Below are 22034 nucleotides of genomic sequence, written 5' to 3' on the forward strand. Positions count from 1 at the left end.
CACGCCACCATGGGTCCGTCCCGCCTCTTCATCCTGCGCCCGGTCGCGACCGCCTTGTTCATGGTCGCGATCGTGCTCGCCGGGCTGGTCGGCTTCCGATCGCTGTCGCTGTCGGCGCTACCGGGAGTGGATTATCCGACCATCCAGGTGACGACGCTCTATCCCGGCGGCAGCCCCGAGGTGATGAGCCAGACGGTGACGGCGCCGCTGGAGCGTAACTTCGGCGAGATGCCGGGGCTGTCGCGGATGGAATCGACCAGCTCGTCGGGCGCATCGGTGATCACCCTCCAGTTCAATCTGTCCGAGGGCCTCGATGTCGCCGAACAGGAGGTGCAGGCGGCGATCAACGCCTCGCAGGCGTTGCTTCCGGCCGACCTGCCTGCCCCGCCGGTCTATGCCAAGGTCAACCCCGCCGACGCGCCGATCCTGACGCTGGCGATCACCTCCAAGACGATGCCGCTCACCCAGGTGCAGTCGCTGGTCGACACCCGGCTGGCGCAGAAGATCAGCCAGGTCTCAGGCGTCGGGCTGGTCGGACTCGCGGGCGGGCAAAAGCCGGCGATGCGGATCCAGGCCGATACGCAGAAGCTGTCGAGCTACGGACTCAGCCTCGCTCAGGTGGAAACGGCGATCTCCAACGCCAACGCCAACGCGGCCAAGGGCAGCTTTGACGGCCCTAGCCGGGCCTATCAGATCAACGCCAACGACCAGCTCGAGAGCGTCGACGATTACAAGAACCTGATCCTCACCTACCAGAACAGCGCCCCGGTTCGGCTCAAGGACGTCGCCAACGTCGTCGAGGCGGCCGAAAATGCCCGGCTCGGCGCGCTCGCCAACACCACGCCGGCGATCATCCTCAATGTCCAGCGCCAGCCCGGCGCCAACGTGATCGCCACCACCGACGCAATCAAGCAGCAGCTTCCCGATCTGCTCAAGAGCCTCCCCGCCGGGCTCGAGGCGACCGTGCTTGCCGATCGCACCACCGGGATCCGTGCCTCGGTCCACGATGTCGAATTCGAGCTGCTGCTCGCGGTGATGCTCGTCGTGCTGGTGATCTTCTTCTTCCTGCACTCCGCGCGTGCGACGCTGGTCGCGGCGCTGGCGGTGCCGATCAGCCTGATCGGCACCTTCGGGGTGATGTACCTGCTCGATTTCAGCCTCGACAACCTCAGCCTGATGGCGCTGACGATCGCGACGGGCTTCGTCGTCGATGACGCGATCGTGATGATCGAGAATATCCAGCGCCACATCGAGGAGGGCATGACCCCGTTCGATGCGGCGCTGCGCGGCGCGGGCGAGATCGGCTTCACGATCATCTCGCTCACCGTGTCGCTGATCGCGGTGCTGATCCCGCTGCTGTTCATGGGCGACATCGTCGGCCGGCTGTTCCGCGAGTTCGCGGTGACGCTGGCGGTGACGATCCTGATCTCGGCGGTGGTGTCGCTGACGCTGACGCCGATGCTGTCGGCGCGCTGGCTCAAGCGCCCGGAGGAGGAGCGGCCGAGCCGCATCGCTCAGCGGTCGGCACAGGGGTTCACCTGGGTGGAAGCCCGCTATGCGCGCGGGCTCGATTGGGTGCTCGCCCGGCGGTTCGCGACGCTGATGGTCGCGATGGCGACGCTGGGGCTGACCGTGCTGCTCTACCTCGTCATCCCCAAGGGGCTGTTCCCCACCCAGGATACCGGGCAGCTGCAGGCGCGGATCATCGCCGCCAACGGCGTGTCCTACGACCGCATGACCCAGCTCCAGGCGCAGGCGGCGCGGCTGATCCTGCAGGATCCCGCGGTCGCCTCGCTGTCGTCGTTCGTCGGCGTCGACGGGTCGAACAACGCCGCGCTCAATTCGGGCACGATGCTGATCAACCTCAAGGACGATCATGGCAGCCAAGCGAGCGTGATGAACCGGCTGAAGGAGGACGTCGACGGCGTGCCCGGGCTGACGCTGTATCTCCAGCCGACGCAGGACCTGACGATCGACGCCGAGAGCGGCCCCACCCAATATCGCATCGCCGTGCAGGGTGCGAACACCGCCGACGTGACCGCGGAGACCAAGCGCATCGTCGCCGCGCTCCAGCATGTCGCCAAGATCGCGAACGTGTCGAGCGACGCCGGCGCGACCGGGCCGTCGGCGGTGGTGACGCTCAACCGCGACACCGCGAGCCGGCTCGCGATCACCGCCTCCAGCCTCGACGACACGCTCTATTCGGCGTTCGGCCAGCGCATCGTCTCGACCATCTTCACCGAGACCACGCAATATCGCGTCATCCTCGAGGCGGCGCCCGGGCTGGTGAAGGATCCGCAGTCGCTGGGGCTGCTGCACCTGCCCGCGAGCGGCGGCGCCACCCCGCTCAATGCGGTGGCGACGATCACCGAGGGCCAGTCGCCGCTGTCGATCACCCATGTCGGCCAGTTCCCCGCGGCAACGATCAACTTCGATACCGCGCCCGGCGTGTCGCTCGGCACCGCGAGTTCGGCGATCCAGGCCGAGCTGAACAGGCTCCAGCTGAAACCCGGCATCACCACCGTGTTCCTCGGCGCGGCAGGCGCGTTCTCGTCGTCGCTCAACAACCAATTGTGGCTGATCCTCGCTGCCGTCGTGTGCGTCTACATCGTCCTCGGCGTGCTCTACGAGAGCTTCATCCACCCGGTGACGATCCTTTCCACCCTGCCCTCGGCGGCGGTCGGTGCGCTGCTCGCCTTGTGGGTGACGGGGCATGACCTCGATATCATCGGCATCATCGGCATCGTGCTGCTGATCGGCATCGTGAAAAAGAACGCGATCATGATGATCGACTTTGCGATCGCCGCCGAGCGCGACGAGGGGCTGGCGCCGGCCGCGGCGATCCGCCAGGCAGCGATCCTGCGCTTCCGGCCGATCCTGATGACGACGCTCGCCGCACTGTTCGCCGCGGTGCCGCTGATGATCGGCCTTGGCGAAGGCGCCGAGCTGCGCCGGCCGCTCGGGATTGCCATCTTCGGCGGGCTGATGGTCAGCCAGCTGCTGACGATGTTCACCACCCCGATCGTCTACCTCTATTTCGATCGCGGCCAGCAATGGTTCGCCCGGCGCGGCTGGGGGGCCAAGCACACGCCCAACGTCGGCCGCGAATCCGAAGCCCACGCGTGAACCTGTCGGGGCCCTTCATCCGCCGTCCGATCGGCACCATGCTGCTGACGATCGGGCTGGCGCTGGCGGGGATCGCCGGCTTCTTCAGCCTGCCGGTAGCGCCGCTGCCGCAGATCGACTTCCCGACGATCAGCGTCAGCGCCAGCCTGTCGGGCGCCAGCCCCGAGGTGATGGCGCAAAGCGTCGCGACCCCGCTCGAACGGCGGTTGTCGGCGATCGCCGGGGTGACGGAGATGACCTCGCAGAGCTCGCTCGGCTCGACGCGGATCAACATGCAGTTCGACCTGTCGAAGAACATCGACGGCGCGGCGCGCGAAGTGCAGGCGGCGATCAACGCCAGCCGGGTCGACCTGCCGGCGACGCTCAAGCAGAACCCCACCTATCGCAAGGTCAACCCCGCCAACCAGCCGGTGGTGACGCTGGCGCTGACCTCGCCGACCAAATCGGCGGGGCAGATCTATGACGCCGTCTCCAACATCGTCCAGCAGCGCATGCTGCAGATCAAGGGCGTCGGCGACGTCGAGGTCGGCGGCGGATCGCTCCCTGCGGTGCGGGTGGACGTCAATCCCTATCGCCTCAACGCCTATGGCATCGCGATGGAGGATGTGCGCGCCGCGATCCAGGCCGCCAACGCCAACCGGCCCAAGGGGCTGCTCCAGGGCACCGGCGCGCGCGCCTGGCAAATCTACACCAACGCCCCCGGGCGCGTCGCCGCCGATTACCGGCCGCTGATCGTCGCCTGGCGCAACGGCGCCGCGGTGCAGCTGGCCGACGTCGCCGAGGTCACCGACAGCGTCGCCGATCTCCACACGCTCGGGTTGTTCAACGGCCAGCGCGCGGTGGTCGTCAACATCACCCAACAGCCCGGCGCCAACCTCATCCAGATGGTGGACGCGATCCGCGCGCAATTGCCCGGGATCCAGGCGGCGATCCCCGCCGACGTCAAGCTCGACGTCGCGATGGACCGCACCAGCTCGATCCGCGCCTCGATTCGCGAGATCGAGATCACGGTGGTGATCGCGCTGATCCTGGTGGTGCTGGTGGTGCTCGCCTTCCTGCGCGACCTGCGCGCGACGATGATCCCGGCGATCGCGACGGTCGTGTCGCTGCTCGGCACCTTCGGGGTGATGTACCTGATCGGCTTCAGCCTCAACAATCTGTCGCTGATGGCGATCACCGTTGCCACGGGCTTCGTGGTCGACGATGCGATCGTGGTGCTGGAGAATACCACCCGACACCTCGAGACCGGTATGGGCCGGTTCGAGGCGGCGTGGAAAGGCGCCTCGGAGGTCGGCTTCACCGTGCTGTCGATCTCGCTGAGCCTGGTCGCGGTGTTCATCCCCCTGCTGTTCCTCGGCGGGATCATCGGCCGGCTGTTCCGCGAATTCTCGGTCACCCTGTGCGTCGCGGTGCTGATCAGCCTGGTGCTGTCGCTCACCACCACGCCGATGCTGTGCGCCTGGTTCCTGCGCCCCGGCGATGCCGCGCAGGAGCGCCACCCGCAGGGCCGGCTCGCGCGCGGGTTCGAGCGCGGCTATCAGCGCATCGAGCGCGGCTATGCGCGGGCACTGGACTGGGCCTTGTCGATGAAGCGGCTCGTCATCCTCCTGCTGGTCGCGGTGATGGGGCTCACCGTCTACCTCTACATCGTCGCGCCCAAAGGCTTTTTCCCGCAGCAGGAAAGCCCGCTGATCATGGCCGGCGTGCGCGCCGACGAGAGCGTTTCCTTCCAGTCGATGCAGGGCAAGCTGCAGCAGGTGGTCGGCATCATCCACCATGACCGCGCGGTGCAGAACGTCGTCGGCTTCACCGGCGGCAGCCGCGCCGGTGGCGCCTTCATTCTCATCGCGCTGAAACCCGTCGAGCAGCGCCCTGGGCAGAAGAGCACGATGGTGATCGAGCGCCTCCAGCGCGCGCTCCAGCCGGTGACCGGCATCCGCCTGTTCCTGACGCCGATCCAGGATCTGCGCGCCGGCGGCCGTCAGGGCAATGCGACCTACCAATATACGTTGATGGCCGATTCGATGGCCGACCTGAAGATCTGGGCGCAGAAGCTCAACGATGCGATGGCCGCCGACAAGACCTTCACCAACGTCGACAGCGATCTCGCTGAAAACGGCGTGGAAAGCTATGTGACGATCGATCGAGATGCCGCCTCGCGGCTCGGCATCACCCCGCTCGCGGTGGACAATGCCCTGTATGACGCGTTCGGCCAGCGCAACGTCGCCACCATCTACGAAGACATCAACCAGTATAGCGTGATCCTCGGCTGGCGGCAGGACGCGACCACCGGCCCGCACGCGCTGCCCGACGTGCGCGTGCCGGTCGCGGCGGCGACGCCGACCGCCGTCGCCGCCAATAGCGCAAGCAGCGCGGCCAGCACCGGCCAGACCAGCGGCACCGCGACGACGACCGGCACCACCGGGGCGACTGGGACGACTGGGACGACCGGGGCAACCGGCACCACCGCGGCGACCGCCACGTCGGGCACCACCACCGCGGCCTCGCCCAACCCCGCTTTGCGCGATGCCTCCGCCGGATCGACACTCAGCACCGCCGCCTCCACCATGGTCCCGCTCACCGCCATCTCCACCACCGGCCAGGCGGCCACCGCGGCGAGCGTCAACCATCAGGGGACCGAGGTGGCGGCAACCATCTCCTTCGATCTGCCCCCGGGCAAGACGCTCAGCCAGGCCGCCGAGGCGATCGCCGCGGCCGAGGCGAAGATCGCGATGCCCACGTCGGTCCATGGCACCTTCGCCGGTACCGCCCTCCAATATCAGCAGCAGCAAGGCTCGCAGCCGCTGCTGATCCTCGCGGCGCTGGTGACGATCTACATCGTGCTCGGCATGCTCTACGAAAATCTTATCCACCCGATCACGGTGCTCTCGACGTTGCCCGCCGCCGGCGTGGGCGCGGTGCTGGCGCTGATGATGTTCGGCATGGAATTCGACATCATCGCGCTGATCGGCGTTTTTCTGCTGCTCGGCATCGTCAAGAAGAACGCGATCCTGATCATCGATTTCGCGCTTGCCGCTCAGCGCGACCGGGGGCTGACGGCCGAGGCTGCCGCCCGCGAGGCAAGCCTGCTGCGCTTCCGACCAATCCTGATGACCACCCTCGCCGCGGCGCTGGGTGCGCTGCCGCTGGCGATCGGCTTCGGCGAGGGTGCCGAGCTGCGCCGGCCGCTCGGCGTCGCGATCATCGGCGGGTTGATCGCCAGCCAGCTGCTCACGCTGATCACCACGCCCGTCGTCTATGTCGTGCTCGATCGGCTGTCCCGCCGCCGACGCCGCGACGGCACCCGTCGCTCCCGCTATCACGAGTTGCCCGCATGATCCGTCGCCCGCTCAGCTCCCCCGCCACCCTGCTGCTCGCTTCCCTGCTGCTCGCCGGCTGCTCGCTGGCACCGGACTATCACCGGCCGCAGGTTGCGGGTGATGTCGCACCGCAATGGAAGACCGTTGCCGGCTGGCGCCCGGCCAACCCCTCCGACGGTGTCCCACGCGCCGATTGGTGGACCGCGTTCAACGACGCGACGCTCAACGAGCTGGCGGTGCGGCTCGACCAGCACAACCAGAGCCTCGCTCAGGCGCTCGCCACCTATCGCGAGGCGGTCGCCGCAACACGCGAGGCGCGCGCCAGCCTGTTCCCGACCATTTCGGCCAATGGCGCGGTGACGCATAGCTATTCCGGATCGGGCAATGTCATCACCGGGAGCGTGATCAGCTCGACCACCGGCACCAGCACCGGCGGCACCACCACCGGCGGCACCAGCACGGGAACGGGGACCAGCACCGGCAGCATCGTCAGCCGCGGCAATTCGAGCAGCAGCTATCGGCTCAATCTCCAGGCGAGCTGGCAGCCCGATTTCTTCGGCCAGCTGACCAACACGGTGCGCAACGCGCGCTATACCGCGCAAGCGCGTGCCGCGGATCTCGCCAACACCCGGCTGACGCTGCAGGGCGAGCTGGTCAGCGACTATCTGTCGCTGCGCGAAGCGGATGCCGATATCGCGAGCCTGCAGGCGACGGTGACCGGCTATGCCCGCGCGCTGCAGATCTCCACCAATCGCTACAATGCCGGGATCGCCGCGCGCACCGATGTGTTCCAGGCGCAGTCGCAGCTCGCCAGCGCACAATCCGACCTCGAGGCCGAAACGCGCACCCGCTCGCAGTTCGAGAATGCGATCGCGGTGCTGATCGGCGAGAACCCGGCGACCTACCGCCTCGCCTCGCTGGGCATGCGCTGGACCCCGGTGGTGCCCGACATGCCGGTATCGCTCGCGTCCGATCTGCTCGAGCGGCGGCCCGACATCGCCTCGGCCGAGCGCCAGGTAGCCGCCGCTAATGCCGAGATCGGCGTGGAGCGGGCCGCCTTCTTCCCCACCGTATCGCTTACCGGCAGCGGCGGGGTGGAGAATGGCGCCTTGTCCGGGCTGTTCAGCGCCGGCGCGCTGCTCTGGTCGGTCGGTGCGCAGGTCACGCAGACCCTGCTCGATTTCGGTGCGCGCAGCGCCCGCGTCGCCCAGGCGCGCGAGGCCTATAACGCGACGGTCGCCAATTACCGCCAGGTGACACTGACTGCTTTCCAGGAAGTACAGGACGATCTGATCGCGGTGGAGGTGCTGGCGCGCCAGGAAGCCTATCTGCGTACGGCAAGCCGCGCCGCCGATCAGTCAGAGGCCTCGCTGCGCAACCAATATCTTGCCGGCACCGCCATCTATACGGACGTGGTCACCGCCGCTGCCACCGCGCTCGCCGCGCGCCGCGCGCTGCTGCAGGCCCAACTCGACCGCCAGAATGCCGCGGTGGCGCTGGTCCAGGCGATGGGCGGCGGCTGGACCGATCCGGTCACCGCGGGGTCTGTCGTCAATCCCCCGGCGCCATAATCGATGGCGACAGGGTTACCCTGATCAGCCCGGCGTGCTCGCCCCAAGCATCATAGCGACGCCCCCGCTTCCGACAGCTCTTCACCCATCTCACGCGAAGGCAGCGGCGCGACCGCGGTGAAGACGACGCCGGTGGGCGGATAGTCCAGCCTCGCGGTACCGCCCATTTCGCTGGCGAGCACGCGCTGGATCAGCTTGGAGCCAAAGCCGACGCGGGTGGGTGGCGCGACCGTCGGCCCGTTTATCTCTTCCCACCGAATGCAGAGCTGATCCTCGGCGATCGTCCAGACCAGCTCGATGTGCCCGTTTACGTTCGACAGTGCGCCATATTTCGCGGCATTGGTGGCCAGCTCGTGCAACGCCAGCGCCAGCCCCACCGCCGTCCTCGGCTGGATCCGCACGGCCGGGCCATCCACCCTGAACCGATCGCCGCTCGCTGACCGGAACGGCGCCAGCGCACGCTCGACGAGGTCGTGCATGGCCGCGCTGTCCCATTGGTCGTTGACGAGAAGGTCATTGGCCGCGTCCATCGATTGGATGCGCGCCGACAGTGTCTCGCCGGCTTCCTCCAGCGAGGCCGCGGTGCGCAAGGTCTGCCCGACGATCGCCTGCAATGTCGCCAGCATGTTCTTCACGCGGTGGCTGAGTTCGTTGGCGAGGAGCATCCGATGCTCCTCCGCGCGTTTGCGCACGGTGATGTTCTGCGACACACCCACCAGCAACAACGGTGCGCCGTCGGCACGGCGGAACACCTGCCCGCGCACCGCCAGCCAACGCTCGTCCCCCTGCGGGGTGTGGATGCGATAGTCGACCTGATAATGGTCGGTCTCCTCCAGGGCTACCCGGAGCGCCTCCTCGCGATGGGCACGATCGTCGGGGTGAACGGCAGCCTCGATGTCGCTGTAGTGGAAGGCCTTGGTCACCGGCCAGCCGAAGTTCTCCTTGCTGCCGTCGGTGGTCGTCATGCGCTTGGTAGCGAGATCCAGGCTCCACGAGCCCATCTGGGCGGCTTGCAGCGCAAAGCGGAGGCGTGATTCCGCCTGAACCAGATCGGTGGTGCGCTGCCCCACCTCGGCTTCCAGATCGTCGCGATCCTGCTGCAGCCGGATCAGGCGCTCGCGCTCGAGCGTCACATCGAATTGCGAGGCGAAGAAATAGGTCACCTTGCCGTCCGCGTCGAACACGGGCGAGACCAGCAGGCGGTTCCAAAAGCGGGTGCCATCCTTGCGATAGTTCAGCAGTTCCAGTTCGATGGGCTCACGCCGCTCGATCGCGGCGCGTAGCCGGGCAACCTCGGCGTGGTTGGTGTCCGGCCCCTGCAGGAAGCGACAATTGCGACCGATGATCTCGTCATGCTCGAAGCCCGTCAGCTTTGAGAAAGCCGCGTTGACGAAAACGATCGGATTGTCGGGCTGATTTGGATCGGTGATGAGCATCGGCATCCGCGTCGCGCGGACGGCCGCGGAAAAGGGATCGGTGCCCCGATCCTCGCGCACCAGTTCGTGCTCGATGCGGGATTGCTCGTGTTCGTCTCTCAAGCGTCGGCTCCGGGTGCATGGTACCGGGTCGCGTATCCGGCTGTTTCAACCGCTTTAAGCCAGGTTATATCGCCGTGCTACCAGCCATGACGCCGACCGCGATGCAGGCCCACGCAGGCGCAATAAAATGCCGCCCGTCGGCCTGCCGCGCCCGAACACCCCCCGGATCGGGGCGTCGTCGCCATGATCGCCAAGCAACCACTGCTTTGGTGGGACTGCACGCGCTGGCAGCACGTCACATCAGGCGATCGGTGTCGCTGTACTTGAGTTCCAGATAACGCCCCTGCACCGCAACAGCATCAAGGGCGCCGCGCCCGAGCTGCTCGCTCGCCCGGGTCATTTCCGCGTGGATCAGCTGCATCCCATTGATCAGATGATCGTCCGGCGATCGGCCGTCGGCGTGCGGCATCCCCCGCGCGGACACCGGCACCACGCGCCAGCCTTCGACCAGCGCGGGCAGCTCGACCGCCACCAGCTTACGAATAGACAGCGCGGCGGAACCGCGCGGATCGAGCTGGCCAAGCACCGGCGCCAGCTCGTCGAGCCGGCTGCCGATCGCGTCGGCGAGCTCCAGCGCGGGCGACGGCAGGCCACGGCGCTGTGCGGCGAGCCAAACCAGCGCCTCCTCCGTCAGGCGTGGCAGTGCGGCTTCTGCCAAGGCCTCCCGACCCGGTGCGCGCGGTTCGGCACGGACGAACACCAGCGTGATCAACGACAGCGCCAGTGCCGCTGCGGCGGCGAGTGCCACGGCGGCGGGAACCGCGGCAGCAAGCACCGCCCAGGCAAGCAGCGAGGCGATCGCCGCCATTATTAGCCGGCGCATCAGCCGCTGTTGCCGGCGTAGTTTCGCCTCGCGCTCGCGGCGCGCTTGCTCGCGCCCCTCGGGCGACAGGCGGCGCAGCAGTTCTTCGGCATGGGTGAGCCCAACGTCCGCAAAGCCGGCCGCCACATCACGTGCCCGCCGGACCATCGGCCCGCGCTGACTGGGATCATCGTTCATGCCGAGAAGATGGCGATTTCCGCCCTGCAGGTCCATGGCTGTTCGGCCGATCGAAGCCGAGCACCGACCCTGCCGAGCCGCGGGCAGGCTGCCTCACCGGATCGCGCTCAGTGCCACGCCATTGACGGTAGGCGCCGCCTTCGAGAGGCGTCATCGGGCGCGCCGGCGCAAATCTGGCGCGCCACGGGGCAGTGTGACTGTCCAGCCCCGGTATCGGCCGATATAGCTGCCCGCGCCACGCGATCGGCACCCAGTCGATATCGCCGCCTTGCAAGGAATCACGGATGCTCGATCGTCGCTCGTTCTGTCTGGCCTCCGCCGCGACGCTGGCCCTGTCGCGGCACGCGGTCGCCGCGACGCCGGCCGCCGCCGGCGCCGACGACGCGGCATTGGGGCGCCTGCTCGACGGCTTCTACCAGACCGCGCTCGACGAAAGCCCGACCCTGGCGACCTCTCTCGGGGTCGATACCGGCAGCCGTGCGGCCGCCAAAAGCCGGCTCGACGATGCGTCGCCAGCCGGCCTTGCCCGACGCAAGCGCATCGTCGCTGAGCAGCTCGGTCAGCTTCGCCGCATCGATCGCACCCGCCTGAGCCCCAGCGCGGCGATCAACTACGATGCCATCCTCTACGACACGGCGGCGACCGACGAGGCCGACCGCCGCTTCGCTTATGGCGGCACCGGGGCCGGCGGCCCTTATGTGCTGTCGCAATTGAACGGCGCTTATGCCGGCACGCCCGACTTCCTCGACAGCCAGCACACGATTGCCACGGTGGCGGATGGCGAAGCCTATCTCGCCCGCCTCGATGCCTTTGCCGGGGTGATGGATCAGGAGATCGAGCGCGTCCGCCACGATGTCGGTCGCGGCGTCGTCCCGCCCGATTTTGCGATCGACGGCGCGCTTGCGCAGATGAAGGTGCTGCGCCAGCCCGCTGCCGCCTCGACCCTCGTCACCTCGCTGGCGACCCGCGCCCGGGCGAAGGGGATCCCCGGCGACTGGCAGATCCGGGCAACCGACATCTACAACAAGCGGGTGGTCCCCGCGCTCGACCGGCAGATGGCGCTGCTTGCGTCGCTGCGGCCGCAGGCGGTGCACGACGCGGGCGTCTGGCGGCTTCCCGAGGGCGACGCTTATTATGCCGCCTCGCTCCGCGCCGCCACGACAACCGATCTGTCGCCCGACGAGGTCCACCGCCTCGGCCTCGACGTCACCCGCGATCTCAGCGCTCGTGCCGACACGCTGTTTCGCAAGCTCGGCATGACCAAGGGCACCGTGGCCGAGCGTTACGCCGGGCTCTTCAAGGACCCGCGCTACCTGTATCCGAACACCGATGCCGGCAAGGCCAAGGAGATCACCGATCTCAACGCGCTGGTCCAGGCGATGCAGCAGCGCTTGCCGGCCTATTTTGCAACGCTGCCGAAAACCCCGCTCGAGATCCGCCGCATCCCCGCCGCGACCGAGGCGGGCGCCTCGACCCATTATACCGAGGGCAGCCTCGATGGCACCCGCCCCGGCATCTACTGGCTCAACCTGCGCGACACGGCGGAGGCGCCGTTCTGGGACATGCCGACGACGACTTTCCACGAGGGTATTCCCGGCCATCATCTGCAGATCACGCTGCAGCGGGAATCGGCGCTGCCGATGTATCGCAAGATCCTGTTCTTCGGTGCCTATGTTGAAGGCTGGGCGCTCTATGCCGAGCAGCTCGCCGACGAAATGGGCTTCTACAAGGACCAGCCCGCCTGGGAATTGGGCTATATCCACGACGCCCTTCTCCGCTCGGGTCGGCTCGTCGTCGATACCGGCATCCATGCCAAGCGCTGGAGCCGCGAGAAAGCCATCGCCACGCTGAGCGGCATCGATGGCGATCCCGTGTCGCTGTCAGCTCAGGAGATCGAGCGCTATGCGGTCTCGCCCGGCCAAGCCTGCAGCTACATGGTCGGCAAGGTCACCATCCTGCGCCTGCGCGACAAGGCCAAGGCCGCCTTAGGTCCCCGCTTCGCGATCGGCCGCTTCCACGATGCGATCCTGCTCGCCGGCGCCTTGCCGCTCAAGGTGCTGGAAGCACGCGTGGACGCATTTATTGCCAACGGCGGCCAGGCATGAAGCATGCAGCGGCTCTGTATGCCGAGGAAGACATCCTTGCCGTCGTTCCGTAATCGAATGACCTGATCGATTGCCTCCGAATAATCGATTGGACAACTATCCGCCAACTGCTGCACTCGGTGGCGCAAGGAACATCGTTAGAGAGAGGACGCCGCAATGGCCGATTACGAACAGCCCCAGGGCAGCGGGTGCCCGATGAGCCCCAAGGGTGGCGGCGAGGTCAAGGCCCGGTCGCTGCTGGGTCGGACCAACAAGGATTGGTGGCCCGATGCGCTGCCGATCGACATGCTGCACCAGCACGGCGTCTCGCCCGACCCAATGGGCGACGATTTCGACTATGCCGAAGCGTTCAGCGCGCTCGACTATGCCGCGCTCAAGGCGGACCTGACGGCGCTGATGACCGACAGCAAGGCGTGGTGGCCGGCGGATTACGGTCACTATGGGCCATTCATGATCCGGATGGCGTGGCACGCTGCGGGGACGTATCGCGTGACCGACGGCCGTGGCGGATCGTCGTCGGGCCAGCAGCGCTTCGAACCGCTCAATTCCTGGCCGGACAACGGCAATCTCGACAAGGCGCGTCGCCTGTTGTGGCCGCTCAAGCAGAAGTACGGCAAGAACATCAGCTGGGCCGACCTGTTCATCCTCGCCGGCAATGTCGCCATCGAGAGCATGGGCGGACCAGTGTTCGGCTTCGCCGGCGGTCGCAAGGACGTCTTCGCGTCCGAAGGCGACACCTTCTGGGGTGCCGAGGAGCTCTGGGTCAACGAAGGCGCGCAGACTCGCATCAGCGAGGACCTGCCCGAGCTCGAAGGGCCGCTCGCCGCGATCCAGATGGGGCTGATCTACGTCAATCCTGAGGGGCCGGGCGGTGTGCCCGACGCGCTGAAGTCCGCGCGCGACATGAAGGCGACCTTCCAGCGGATGGCGATGAACTCCGAGGAGACCGTGGCGCTGACCGCGGGCGGCCATGCGTTCGGTAAGGCTCATGGCGCCAAGCCCGCGCCGCATTTCAAGAGCCCGTCGTCGGAAGCCGTGCACATGCAGGGCCTCGGCTGGCTGACCGACAGCGAGGAGATCGGCCAGGGCCATATCACCACCTCGGGCATCGAGGGCGCCTGGTCGAACAACCCGACGCAATGGACCGGCGACTATCTGCGACTGCTCTTCAAGTACGACTATGAGCTGACCGAGAGCCCAGCCGGCGCCAAGCAGTGGACGCCGGTCAACCCCGACCCCGAGGACATGGCACCCGACGCCCGTGACCCCAACAAGCGCGTTCCGACGATGATGACCACCGCGGACATGGCGCTGAAGATGGATCCCGAGTTCCGCGAGATCGCGTTGCGCTTCCGCGACGATCAGGCCGCGCTTGACGACGCGTTCGCGCGCGCGTGGTTCAAGCTCACCCATCGCGACATGGGGCCCAAGGTCCGCTACCTCGGACCGGAGGTTCCGGAAGAGACGCTGATCTGGCAGGATCCCGTGCCTGACGGTATACAGCCGTCGGATACGGACGTGGCGGCGTTCAAGGACGCGGTGCTGGCGAGCGGGCTGACGATCGGCCAGCTGGTCAAGACGGCCTGGGCCTCGGCGTCGAGCTACCGCCGGTCGGACCACCGCGGCGGGGCGAACGGTGCGCGCATCGCACTCGCGCCGCAAAAGGATTGGCCGGTCAACGAACCCGAACAGCTGAGCCAGATCCTGGCAACGCTCAACGAGCTGCGTGGCGCCCTGTCGCTGGCGGACGCGATCGTGCTGGCCGGTTCGGCGGCGGTCGAGAAAGCCGCCCGCGATGCCGGGTTCGAAGTCGCGGTGCCGTTCCTCGGCGGGCGTGGCGATGCCACGCAGGACTGGACCGATGTCGAGAGCTTCGTGTGGATGGAGCCGCAGGCCGACGGATTCCGCAACTATCTGAAGACACGCCATCCGGTGAAGACCGAAGAGCTGCTGCTCGACAAGGCGTCGCTGCTCGGGCTGTCGGCGCCGGAGATGACCGTGCTGGTCGGCGGCCTGCGCGTGCTCGGCGCGAACTTCGGCGATGCGCCCGACGGCGTGCTGACCGAGCGCAAGGGGCAGCTGACCAACGACTTCTTCGTCAACCTGCTCGACAATGACACCTTCTGGGATCTGGTCGATACGGCAAGCGACGAGAAGTTCATCGGCTATGATCGCGGCGGCCGCCAGCAGAAGTGGCAGGCGACCCGGACCGACCTGATCTTCGGGTCGAACTCGCAGCTGCGGGCAACGGCCGAAGTCTATGCCGAGAACGGCAACGAGGAAAAGTTCGTTCGCGACTTCATCCGCGCGTGGGTCAAGGTCATGAACGCCGACCGGTTCGACATCACCGCCAAGCCGGTGTCGTCCAACCAGGCGACCTAAGCGTTGACGGTGAGCGGATAAGTGGTGGCGATCCGAACAGGATTCGGGAGACCACCGCTTATCCGCGGCTGACCTGGGTCAACACAGCGGCGGCTGCGACTACCCGCCATCGCCTGGCTGAGCGAGTGACCAGCCTTGAGGATGGTGCTGCAGCGCCACGCAGACCATCTCCACACAACCCGCACCAGAGCGGATCATACCCTCCCGTCAGGCCACCCGGCCAGCTCCACCGAACCCCGCTCCGAGCGAGCACAGCCGTGACCGCGTCTGGCGCAACGGCGATCGCCTCAGCTGATGCACCGGTTGCCGCAAAACCTCGGGCGAGCGCTGCCATGCTCACGCTGCGTCAACCTTTGCGACGCTTAGCTGTAGCTCACCACCGGCGATCATGCCGGCTTCACGGGGAGAGTTACCATGGCATTTTACGTCGCGATGTCCGGTTTCATCGCTGCCAATCTGACGCTCATCGGCGCGGAGCTGCGCAGCGTCCGCCGCACGAACGGGATGCGCCGAGGCAAGTCGCTGGTGTGACGTGAGCAGGTTGATGCTGGGGCGATCATCGGCGTCGCGGACAGCATAACGACCATTACGATCCCGCCGGTTGTCGCGGCGATTGATCCTCGGCAAGACGGCGTCCCGGCGGCGGTGCTGGTCGGATCACCCGCCAAACAGCTGCGCGAAATGCACGTCGACCCGCAGTCCGAGCACGATGGCAGCGGGGATGTCCGTAGTGCGCTTGGGCGCGTTGATCGGATCCGGGTTGATGACATATTGCAGGTTGGGCATCAGCCGCAGGCCCGGCAGCGCCGCGAAGCCATAGTTGATCTCGCCGACGATCTCGTCCGCCCTCGGGGCGCCGGTGCCGCCGTTCCTGGCGCGCAGATCGCGTGGATAGGCGATTCCCTGATCGCTGAAATGCGTGTTCGAGACGAGGAAGCCGACCGTGTCATTGTCGCGGCCCGCGAAGGTGCCGGTCTTGACGAATCCGGCCGATGACGGGCATGAACTCTCCTGGCCGGGTCGCAGCGCCCGGTTTATACGCGAAGGGTGGGCACCGGCCGGGACACGCCGGTCTTTGCCGTCACTCAGGCGGTCGCCGCCGCCGGCTCGAGGAAGCGCCGGCGCAGGCTGGCATTGCCGACCACGGCGGCCACCGTCTTGTGGTCGAGCTTGCCCTCCCACTTGGCGATGACGATGGTGGCAAGGCTGTTGCCGATCAGCTTCACGAAGGTGAGCCCCTCGGCGAGGATGCGGTGCATACCGAGGATCAGCGCAATGCTGGCGACGGGAATGGTCCCGGTGGTGTTGATCGTCGCCGCCAGCACCACGAAGGCCGCGCCGGCGACGCCCGCCGCGCCCTTGGAGGTGAGCAGCAGCACCGCGATCAGCCCGAGTTCCTGCCACAGCGTCAGATGCGTGTTGGTCGCCTGCGCCAGGAACACCGCAACGGTGGTGAGATAGAGGCAGGTGCCGTCGAGATTGAATGAATAGCCGGTGGAAATGACGAAGCCGACCACGCTCTCCTCGCAACCGGCCTTGCGCATCTTCTGGATCAGCCGCGGCAGCACCGTCTCGGTCGAGGTGGTGGCGGCGACGATCACGATCTCGTCCCACAGATAGCCGAGCAGCCGCCACAGGCTGACCCCGCACCAATGGGCAATGCCGCCGAGCACCACGAAGGTGAACACCAGGCAGACCAAGAAGAACTCGATGATGAGGTTGCCGAGCGACAGCAGTGACGCAGTGCCGAACTGGCCGACGGTGAAGGCGATGCCGCCGAAGGCGCCGATCGGTGCGAAATACATGATATAGCCGATGATCCGGAAGAACGCCTGCGAGGCGCTCTCCACCACCGCGAGCACCGGCTTGGCGCGTTCGCCGATCGAGGCGAGCGCGATGCCGAACAGCACCGCGACGAACAGCACCTGGAGCACGTGCGCCTCGGTAAAGGCACCGGCGAAGCTGTCGGGGATGATGTCCATGAAATAGCCGCTGATCGACCGATCATGCGCGGCGACGACATAGGTCTTGATCGAGGCGGTGCCGATCGTGCTGGCATCGATGTTCATGCCGACGCCCGGCCGCCACAGATCGACCGCGATCAGCCCGACCACCAGCGCGGCGATGGTGATCGCCTCGAAATAAATGATCGATTTGAGCGCCACCCGGCCGGCGTTCTTCATGTCGTTCATGCCGGCGATGCCGTGGACCACGGTGACGAAGATGATCGGCGCGATCATCATGCGGATGAGCTTGAGGAAGGCATCGCCGAACGCGGACGCTGCCCGGGATCGATCAGCCGAACAGCGTTCCGTCGAACAATTTGCGTGCGGTGCGCAGCATCGCCGCGCCGATGATCTCGCCGGCGTCGTCGAGCTCGATTACGCAGCCGGTGGCGCCGGTCGGTCGTTCCCTTCGCGCGCACCCTGATGGAACGATTCCCCCGATCGCGTGCTGTGGGGCACGGATTGGCCACACCCGAACATGACCAGCCACATGCCGGACGATGGCAGGCTGGTGGATTATATTCCGCGGATCGCGGTGAGCGAGGAAGCCCAGCGTCGGCTGCTCGTCGACAATCCCATGAAACTGTATTGGCAGCCCGCCTGACGCCACCTGCGGCGCGGGTGAGCCTGGTCGAAGCGCACCCCCGATCGTGTTCTCGTGAACGCGGTTGGGGGTGCTGCGCTCGAGCGCTGATCGGTGCGAGCTGCGCCGCCTGCGGCAATCTCGCCGCCCGCCAGCAGTGTCACGATCTTCCTATCCAGCCGCACCTCCTTCGCTCACTGAGCTCAACGATCACACCTGGATAGCGACGCGGGGACGACGACGAGGTGCCGCGTCGGATTGGCGCCTGACCAGCTGATGCGGCAGGGTGATCCGCTCAGCCGGCGGCGCATGTCCCTCGCGTCGAGCGGCAATCGCGGCAGCGATCAGATCTGCTGCGATCGTTCCCATCTGCGCTGTCGGCAGGCGGACGGTGGTGATGTTCGGCCAGATCGTCGTCGCGACCGGGCTATCGCCGAAGCCGCAGACGGTGAGATCGCTCGGTACGTTGAGGCCGCGGCGATGGGCGACCGAGATCGTGGCTGCCGCCGTATCGTCGTCGCTGGCAAAAATGGCTGTCGGCGGCGCCTCCGCGTCGAGCAGCACGTCGGCGGCGTCGAGCCCCGAGCGGTAGGTGGAGGACCCTGCTGCGATCAGATCATCCTCCACGGCCACGCCATGGTCGGCCAGCGCCCCGCAATAGCCGTCGTATCGCCGTCGGCTCGCCGGGCGGGTCGGGCATCCCATGATGAAGCCGATCCGACCGTGGCCGAGCCTTACGAGGTGCGTGGTCATGTCGTGCGCCGCCTGGAAATCATCGATATCAAGCGTCGATGCCGATCCGGTTGGCTGGCCGGCCATCAGCACCGTCGGCATGCGCTGCTGCTCGAGCATGTCGAGCAATTCGCTTGCGTCGCACAAGGCAGGGGGCAGCACGACGCCGTCGATCCCGTGGTGCGCAAGCCTGCGCGCCGCGGCGGCTGGACGCTCGGCCACGTCGCACTGCTCGATCACCAGCTGCATCGTGCTGGCGGCGACCCGATCGAGGCTGCCGACCATGAACGCATTGAGATAGCCGGCACTTTCCGTGGTCCGGATGAGACCGATCCGCATCGGCGGCGGGGCGCCGTGCAACAGCGGCGAGGCCGGCGTGAACCGCAGCAGGGCGATGGCCCGGATCACCGCCTCCTGAGCCGCCGGGCGCACGCGCGCATTGCCCTTGAGCACGCGCCATACCGTGGTCACCGATACGTCGGCAACACGGGCGACATCGTCGATCGTCGGTGGCTGGACCAGGCGGGATTCGACGGCCGGCGGCCGCGCGATCATGACAGGATGGCCGCCGATCACGATGCCCCCCTTGGTGCGGCGCAATGCTGGGCGATGAACTGCTCATGGGTCGGCATGGCCGCGGCGGTCTTGCCGATGACCTCGCGCAGATGCGCCAGGAGACGGATGCTGTCGTCCAGCGGCAACGCCGCGACCAGCGGATCGTGCGAAATCGGCCGCACCCGCTGCCCGAGCAGCACGGCGATCCAGCTGTCGGGGGTGAACAGCTCGCCGGCTTCGCGAAACAGCCGCGCCTTGCCGCCCCAAAGGTCGATCTTGGCAACCAGCGACGGTGGCGGCGCCATCGTCCGGCAGTGATCCCAAAAGGCTGAATCGCTGCGGCTGGTGGCATGATAGTGGAGGACGATGAAGTCGCGGACCTGATCATACTCGCGCAGCAGCAGCCGATTGTACTCGGCAATCTCAACCGGATCGAACGAGCGATCGGGAAACAAGCTCATCAGCCGGGTGATGCCCGACTGGATCAGGTGGATGCTGGTTGATTCGAGCGGCTCGAGGAACCCGCCGGCAAGGCCGATGGCGACACAGTTGCGCTCCCACAACCGCTCGCGGCGACCCGCGACGAAGCGCAGCTGGCGCGGCTCGGCGAGCGGTTCGCCATCCAGTCCGTCGAGCAGGGTCTGCAGCGCCTCATCGTCGCCGAGGTGCGCGCTCGAATAGACATGGCCGTTGCCCACCCGATGCTGAAGCGGGATCCGCCAGCGCCAGCCGGCGGCACTCGCCATGGCGCGGGTGTAAGGTAATGCCGGCCCGGTGCGCCGGCTCGGCACGGCCCAGGCCCGGTCGCACGGCAGCCAATGCTGCCAGCTGGTGAACGGCACCCCCAGCGTCTCGCCGAGCAGCAGCGAGCGAAATCCGCTGCAATCGATGAACAGATCGCCCTCGATCCTCCGGCCATCGGCCAGGGTGACGGCGTCGATGAAGCCGCTGTCGCTTGCCAGCTCGACCGCGGTGACCCGCCCCTCGAGGCGCACCACCCCCTCCGCTTCCGCATAGTTTCGCAGAAACCGCGCATATAGCCCGGCATCGAAGTGGAAGGCATAGGACAGGGTCGACAACACCGCCGCCGGGTTCGCCGCGGGGCGGGTAAACCGTTCCTTGCGCGCCGCGACCGATGACAGGCAGTAATCGCCGATAGGTCCCGGATCGGGCGCGGCTTGGGCCAAGGCTTGCCGCAGCCACAATTGGTGAAACGACACGCCCTGAATGTCGCGGCCGTGGGTACCGAACGGATGCAGGTAGCTGTCCCCGATCCTTGCCCAATCGGTGAACTCGATGCCGAGCTTGAAGGTCGCCTGGGTGGCGCGGACGAAGTCATCCTCGTCGATGCCCAGCAGCTGGTTGAAATCGAGCAGCGAGGGGATCGTCGCCTCGCCGACGCCGACCGTGCCGATCTCCTCGGATTCGACCAGGGTCACCGAAACGTCGGCCGCCACCAGCCGCGCCATCGCCGCCGCGCTCATCCATCCCGCGGTGCCGCCGCCGACGATCACCACCCTGCGGATCGGCGCCGCCACCCGGCTCATCGCGCGGCGGCGCCGCCGAAGCGATGCGCCTGGGCATAGCTGGTCAGGTCGCGATTGGACGGCAGGTTCTGCACCGCATAGCCTGCCTGCTGGCGCACCTCGGCAAATGCCCGCCGCGCGTCGTCGGCAAAGCGCAGCGATCCGCCCCGCGCCGCCAGATCGGTCTTCCAGCCCATGCCATAGAGCACATATTGCCAGCTGGCTTCGGTGAAGATGTCGACCTGCGGGTCGATGTCGAGTTCATTAGGGGGGCGAAACCGCCAGCGATCGAGCAGCTCGATCAGGCTATCCGGAATCGACGCCTCCGCGACATTGTCGCGCCAGAACGCCGAATCCTGCCGCTCGGACAGGCAATAATGAAGCTTGATGAAGTCAAGCGCGCGTTCGTAGCGACGCAGCATGTTGGCATTGAACTGCCGTGCAGACGTCTCGACATCGCCGCCCCAGGGGAAGAGGTTGGCTACCATCCCCGCCGCCACCTCGGCAAAGGCGATCCCGGTCGCTTCGAGGGGCTCGAAGAAGCCGCTCGACAGGCCGATCGCGACACAATTCTTGTGCCAGTTGACCTCGCGGAAGCCGCCGTCGAAGCGCAGCCGGCGGACCTCGACGTCGGCGCCGCGCGGGCCGAGATGGGCGCGAAGAATCGTCTCGGCGGCATCATCGCCCATATGCCGTGACGAATAGACATGGCCGATGCCACGGCGCTGGGTGAGCCCGATGTCCCAAATCCAGCCTGCCTCCTGCGCAGTCGCAATCGTATAGGAGGCGATTGGGTCTTGGGGATCGACATAAGGGAGCTGCGCCGCCAGCGCGCGATCGCAGAACAACACGTCGTTGCATGAGCGGAACGGCACCCCCATCGCTCGGCCGATCAGCTCGGCACGAAAGCCGGTGCAGTCGATATACAGATCGGCGTCGAGCACGCCGTTGCGCTCGGTGCGCACGCCGCCGATGCTGCCGTCGGGAGCGAGCAGCACCTCGTCGATCTTGTCGACGAGATGGTGGACGCCGTTGCGGATTCCCTGCTCGGCCAGCAGGCCTGCCAGCGCGACGGCATCGAAATGGAACGCGTAGTTGAGCGGCGCTACATAGTCTGGATGCGACGGCAGCTTGGGCGCGCGGTGCGCATCGGCGGCGGCCCGCTGCGGCGTTGCCGCATCATCCCAGTCCTGCCCGTCGGCCAGGCCCATCAGCCAGTAAGGCAGCAGTTCGAGCCCGCCGTCCGCCGCCGCGACCTGAAACGGGTGGGTATAGAAATCACCGGCATGCTGGGCAGGGCTGCGCCGCCAATTGACGAACTTGGCCCCCTGTTTGAACGTCGCCCCGCACCGGCGGATCAGATCGGTTTCGCTGATGCCGATGGTTGCGAGCGTCCGCCGGATGGTGGGAAAGGTGCCCTCGCCCACCCCGAGCACGCCGATCGCATCGGACTCGATGAGCGTGATCGTGACGCCACCCGGCAGATCCGCGCCTAGGCGCTTCGCCAGATAGGCGGCCGTCAGCCATCCGGCGGTGCCGCCACCGGCAACCAGAATACGCTTCTTCATGTTACTGGCCTCATTGGCGGCC

General features: G+C 67.0%; 13 protein-coding genes and 1 pseudogene. 7 read left to right on the top strand and 7 right to left on the bottom strand.

Annotation, left to right across the window (positions count from 1 at the left end; translation table 11 throughout):
* The first annotated feature begins 9 nt into the window (after positions 1-9).
* The 3 genes from AC07M8_RS09675 to AC07M8_RS09685 are packed head-to-tail and all read left to right on the top strand — an operon-like array spanning position 10 to position 8017.
* The gene (locus AC07M8_RS09675; protein WP_495174128.1) at positions 10-3126 is read left to right on the top strand and encodes an efflux RND transporter permease subunit; all 3117 of its coding nucleotides are present in this window, start codon (positions 10-12) and stop codon (positions 3124-3126) included.
* Entirely contained in the window at positions 3123-6464 is a 3342-nt protein-coding gene (locus tag AC07M8_RS09680) for an efflux RND transporter permease subunit (RefSeq protein ID WP_495174129.1), read from the top strand. Before AC07M8_RS09675 ends, AC07M8_RS09680 begins: the two co-directional genes overlap by 4 nt.
* A complete protein-coding gene (locus AC07M8_RS09685; RefSeq protein WP_495174130.1) occupies positions 6461-8017 on the top strand; it encodes an efflux transporter outer membrane subunit in 1557 nt (518 codons plus the stop codon). The genes AC07M8_RS09680 and AC07M8_RS09685 overlap by 4 nt, the downstream gene beginning before the upstream one ends.
* A gap of 50 nt (positions 8018-8067) precedes the next feature.
* Here AC07M8_RS09685 and AC07M8_RS09690 read toward each other — a convergent pair whose 3' ends face one another.
* On the bottom strand, positions 8068-9555 hold the full coding sequence (locus tag AC07M8_RS09690; protein ID WP_495174131.1) for a PAS domain-containing protein: 1488 nt from the start codon (positions 9553-9555) through the stop codon (positions 8068-8070).
* A 235-nt stretch (positions 9556-9790) separates the two neighbouring features.
* Complete coding sequence (locus AC07M8_RS09695; protein WP_495174132.1) at positions 9791-10555, bottom strand: hypothetical protein; 765 nt, start codon at positions 10553-10555, stop codon at positions 9791-9793.
* A gap of 284 nt (positions 10556-10839) precedes the next feature.
* On the opposite strand from AC07M8_RS09695, the gene AC07M8_RS09700 reads away from it, so the two are divergent.
* Together AC07M8_RS09700 and katG are read left to right on the top strand one after the other, a co-directional pair.
* Positions 10840-12660: a DUF885 domain-containing protein gene (locus AC07M8_RS09700; RefSeq protein ID WP_495174133.1), complete on the top strand. Its 1821-nt coding sequence runs from the start codon at positions 10840-10842 to the stop codon at positions 12658-12660.
* Positions 12661-12816: 156 nt separating this feature from the next.
* Complete coding sequence (gene katG / locus AC07M8_RS09705; RefSeq protein WP_495174134.1) at positions 12817-15042, top strand: catalase/peroxidase HPI; 2226 nt, start codon at positions 12817-12819, stop codon at positions 15040-15042.
* Between the two features lie 657 nt (positions 15043-15699).
* Here the strand turns inward: katG and AC07M8_RS09710 are convergent.
* Together AC07M8_RS09710 and AC07M8_RS09715 are read right to left on the bottom strand one after the other, a co-directional pair.
* A complete protein-coding gene (locus tag AC07M8_RS09710) occupies positions 15700-16224 on the bottom strand; it encodes a carbohydrate porin (protein ID WP_495174135.1) in 525 nt (174 codons plus the stop codon).
* Positions 16128-17285: a cation:dicarboxylate symporter family transporter gene (locus AC07M8_RS09715; RefSeq protein WP_495174136.1), complete on the bottom strand. Its 1158-nt coding sequence runs from the start codon at positions 17283-17285 to the stop codon at positions 16128-16130. The genes AC07M8_RS09710 and AC07M8_RS09715 overlap by 97 nt, the downstream gene beginning before the upstream one ends.
* Here AC07M8_RS09715 and AC07M8_RS09720 point away from each other — a divergent pair.
* Both AC07M8_RS09720 and AC07M8_RS09725 read left to right on the top strand, forming a co-directional pair.
* Positions 17266-17472: a hypothetical protein gene (locus tag AC07M8_RS09720; protein ID WP_495174137.1), complete on the top strand. Its 207-nt coding sequence runs from the start codon at positions 17266-17268 to the stop codon at positions 17470-17472. The two genes, AC07M8_RS09715 and AC07M8_RS09720, sit on opposite strands and share 20 nt — an antisense overlap.
* A gap of 6 nt (positions 17473-17478) precedes the next feature.
* Positions 17479-17652: pseudogene (locus AC07M8_RS09725) on the top strand (amidohydrolase family protein); the annotation flags it as partial.
* Between the two features lie 189 nt (positions 17653-17841).
* Here the strand turns inward: AC07M8_RS09725 and AC07M8_RS09730 are convergent.
* Genes AC07M8_RS09730 through AC07M8_RS09740 form a run of 3 tightly spaced genes read right to left on the bottom strand, consistent with a single transcriptional unit; the run spans position 17842 to position 22012 of the window.
* On the bottom strand, positions 17842-18963 hold the full coding sequence (locus AC07M8_RS09730; RefSeq protein WP_495174138.1) for a LacI family DNA-binding transcriptional regulator: 1122 nt from the start codon (positions 18961-18963) through the stop codon (positions 17842-17844).
* Positions 18936-20465: a tryptophan halogenase family protein gene (locus AC07M8_RS09735; RefSeq protein ID WP_495174139.1), complete on the bottom strand. Its 1530-nt coding sequence runs from the start codon at positions 20463-20465 to the stop codon at positions 18936-18938. Before AC07M8_RS09735 ends, AC07M8_RS09730 begins: the two co-directional genes overlap by 28 nt.
* On the bottom strand, positions 20462-22012 hold the full coding sequence (locus AC07M8_RS09740) for a tryptophan halogenase family protein (protein ID WP_495174140.1): 1551 nt from the start codon (positions 22010-22012) through the stop codon (positions 20462-20464). Before AC07M8_RS09740 ends, AC07M8_RS09735 begins: the two co-directional genes overlap by 4 nt.
* Positions 22013-22034 lie beyond the last annotated feature (22 nt).

It is taken from the genome of Sphingomonas sp. GW821-FHT09E03 (assembly GCF_059416225.1).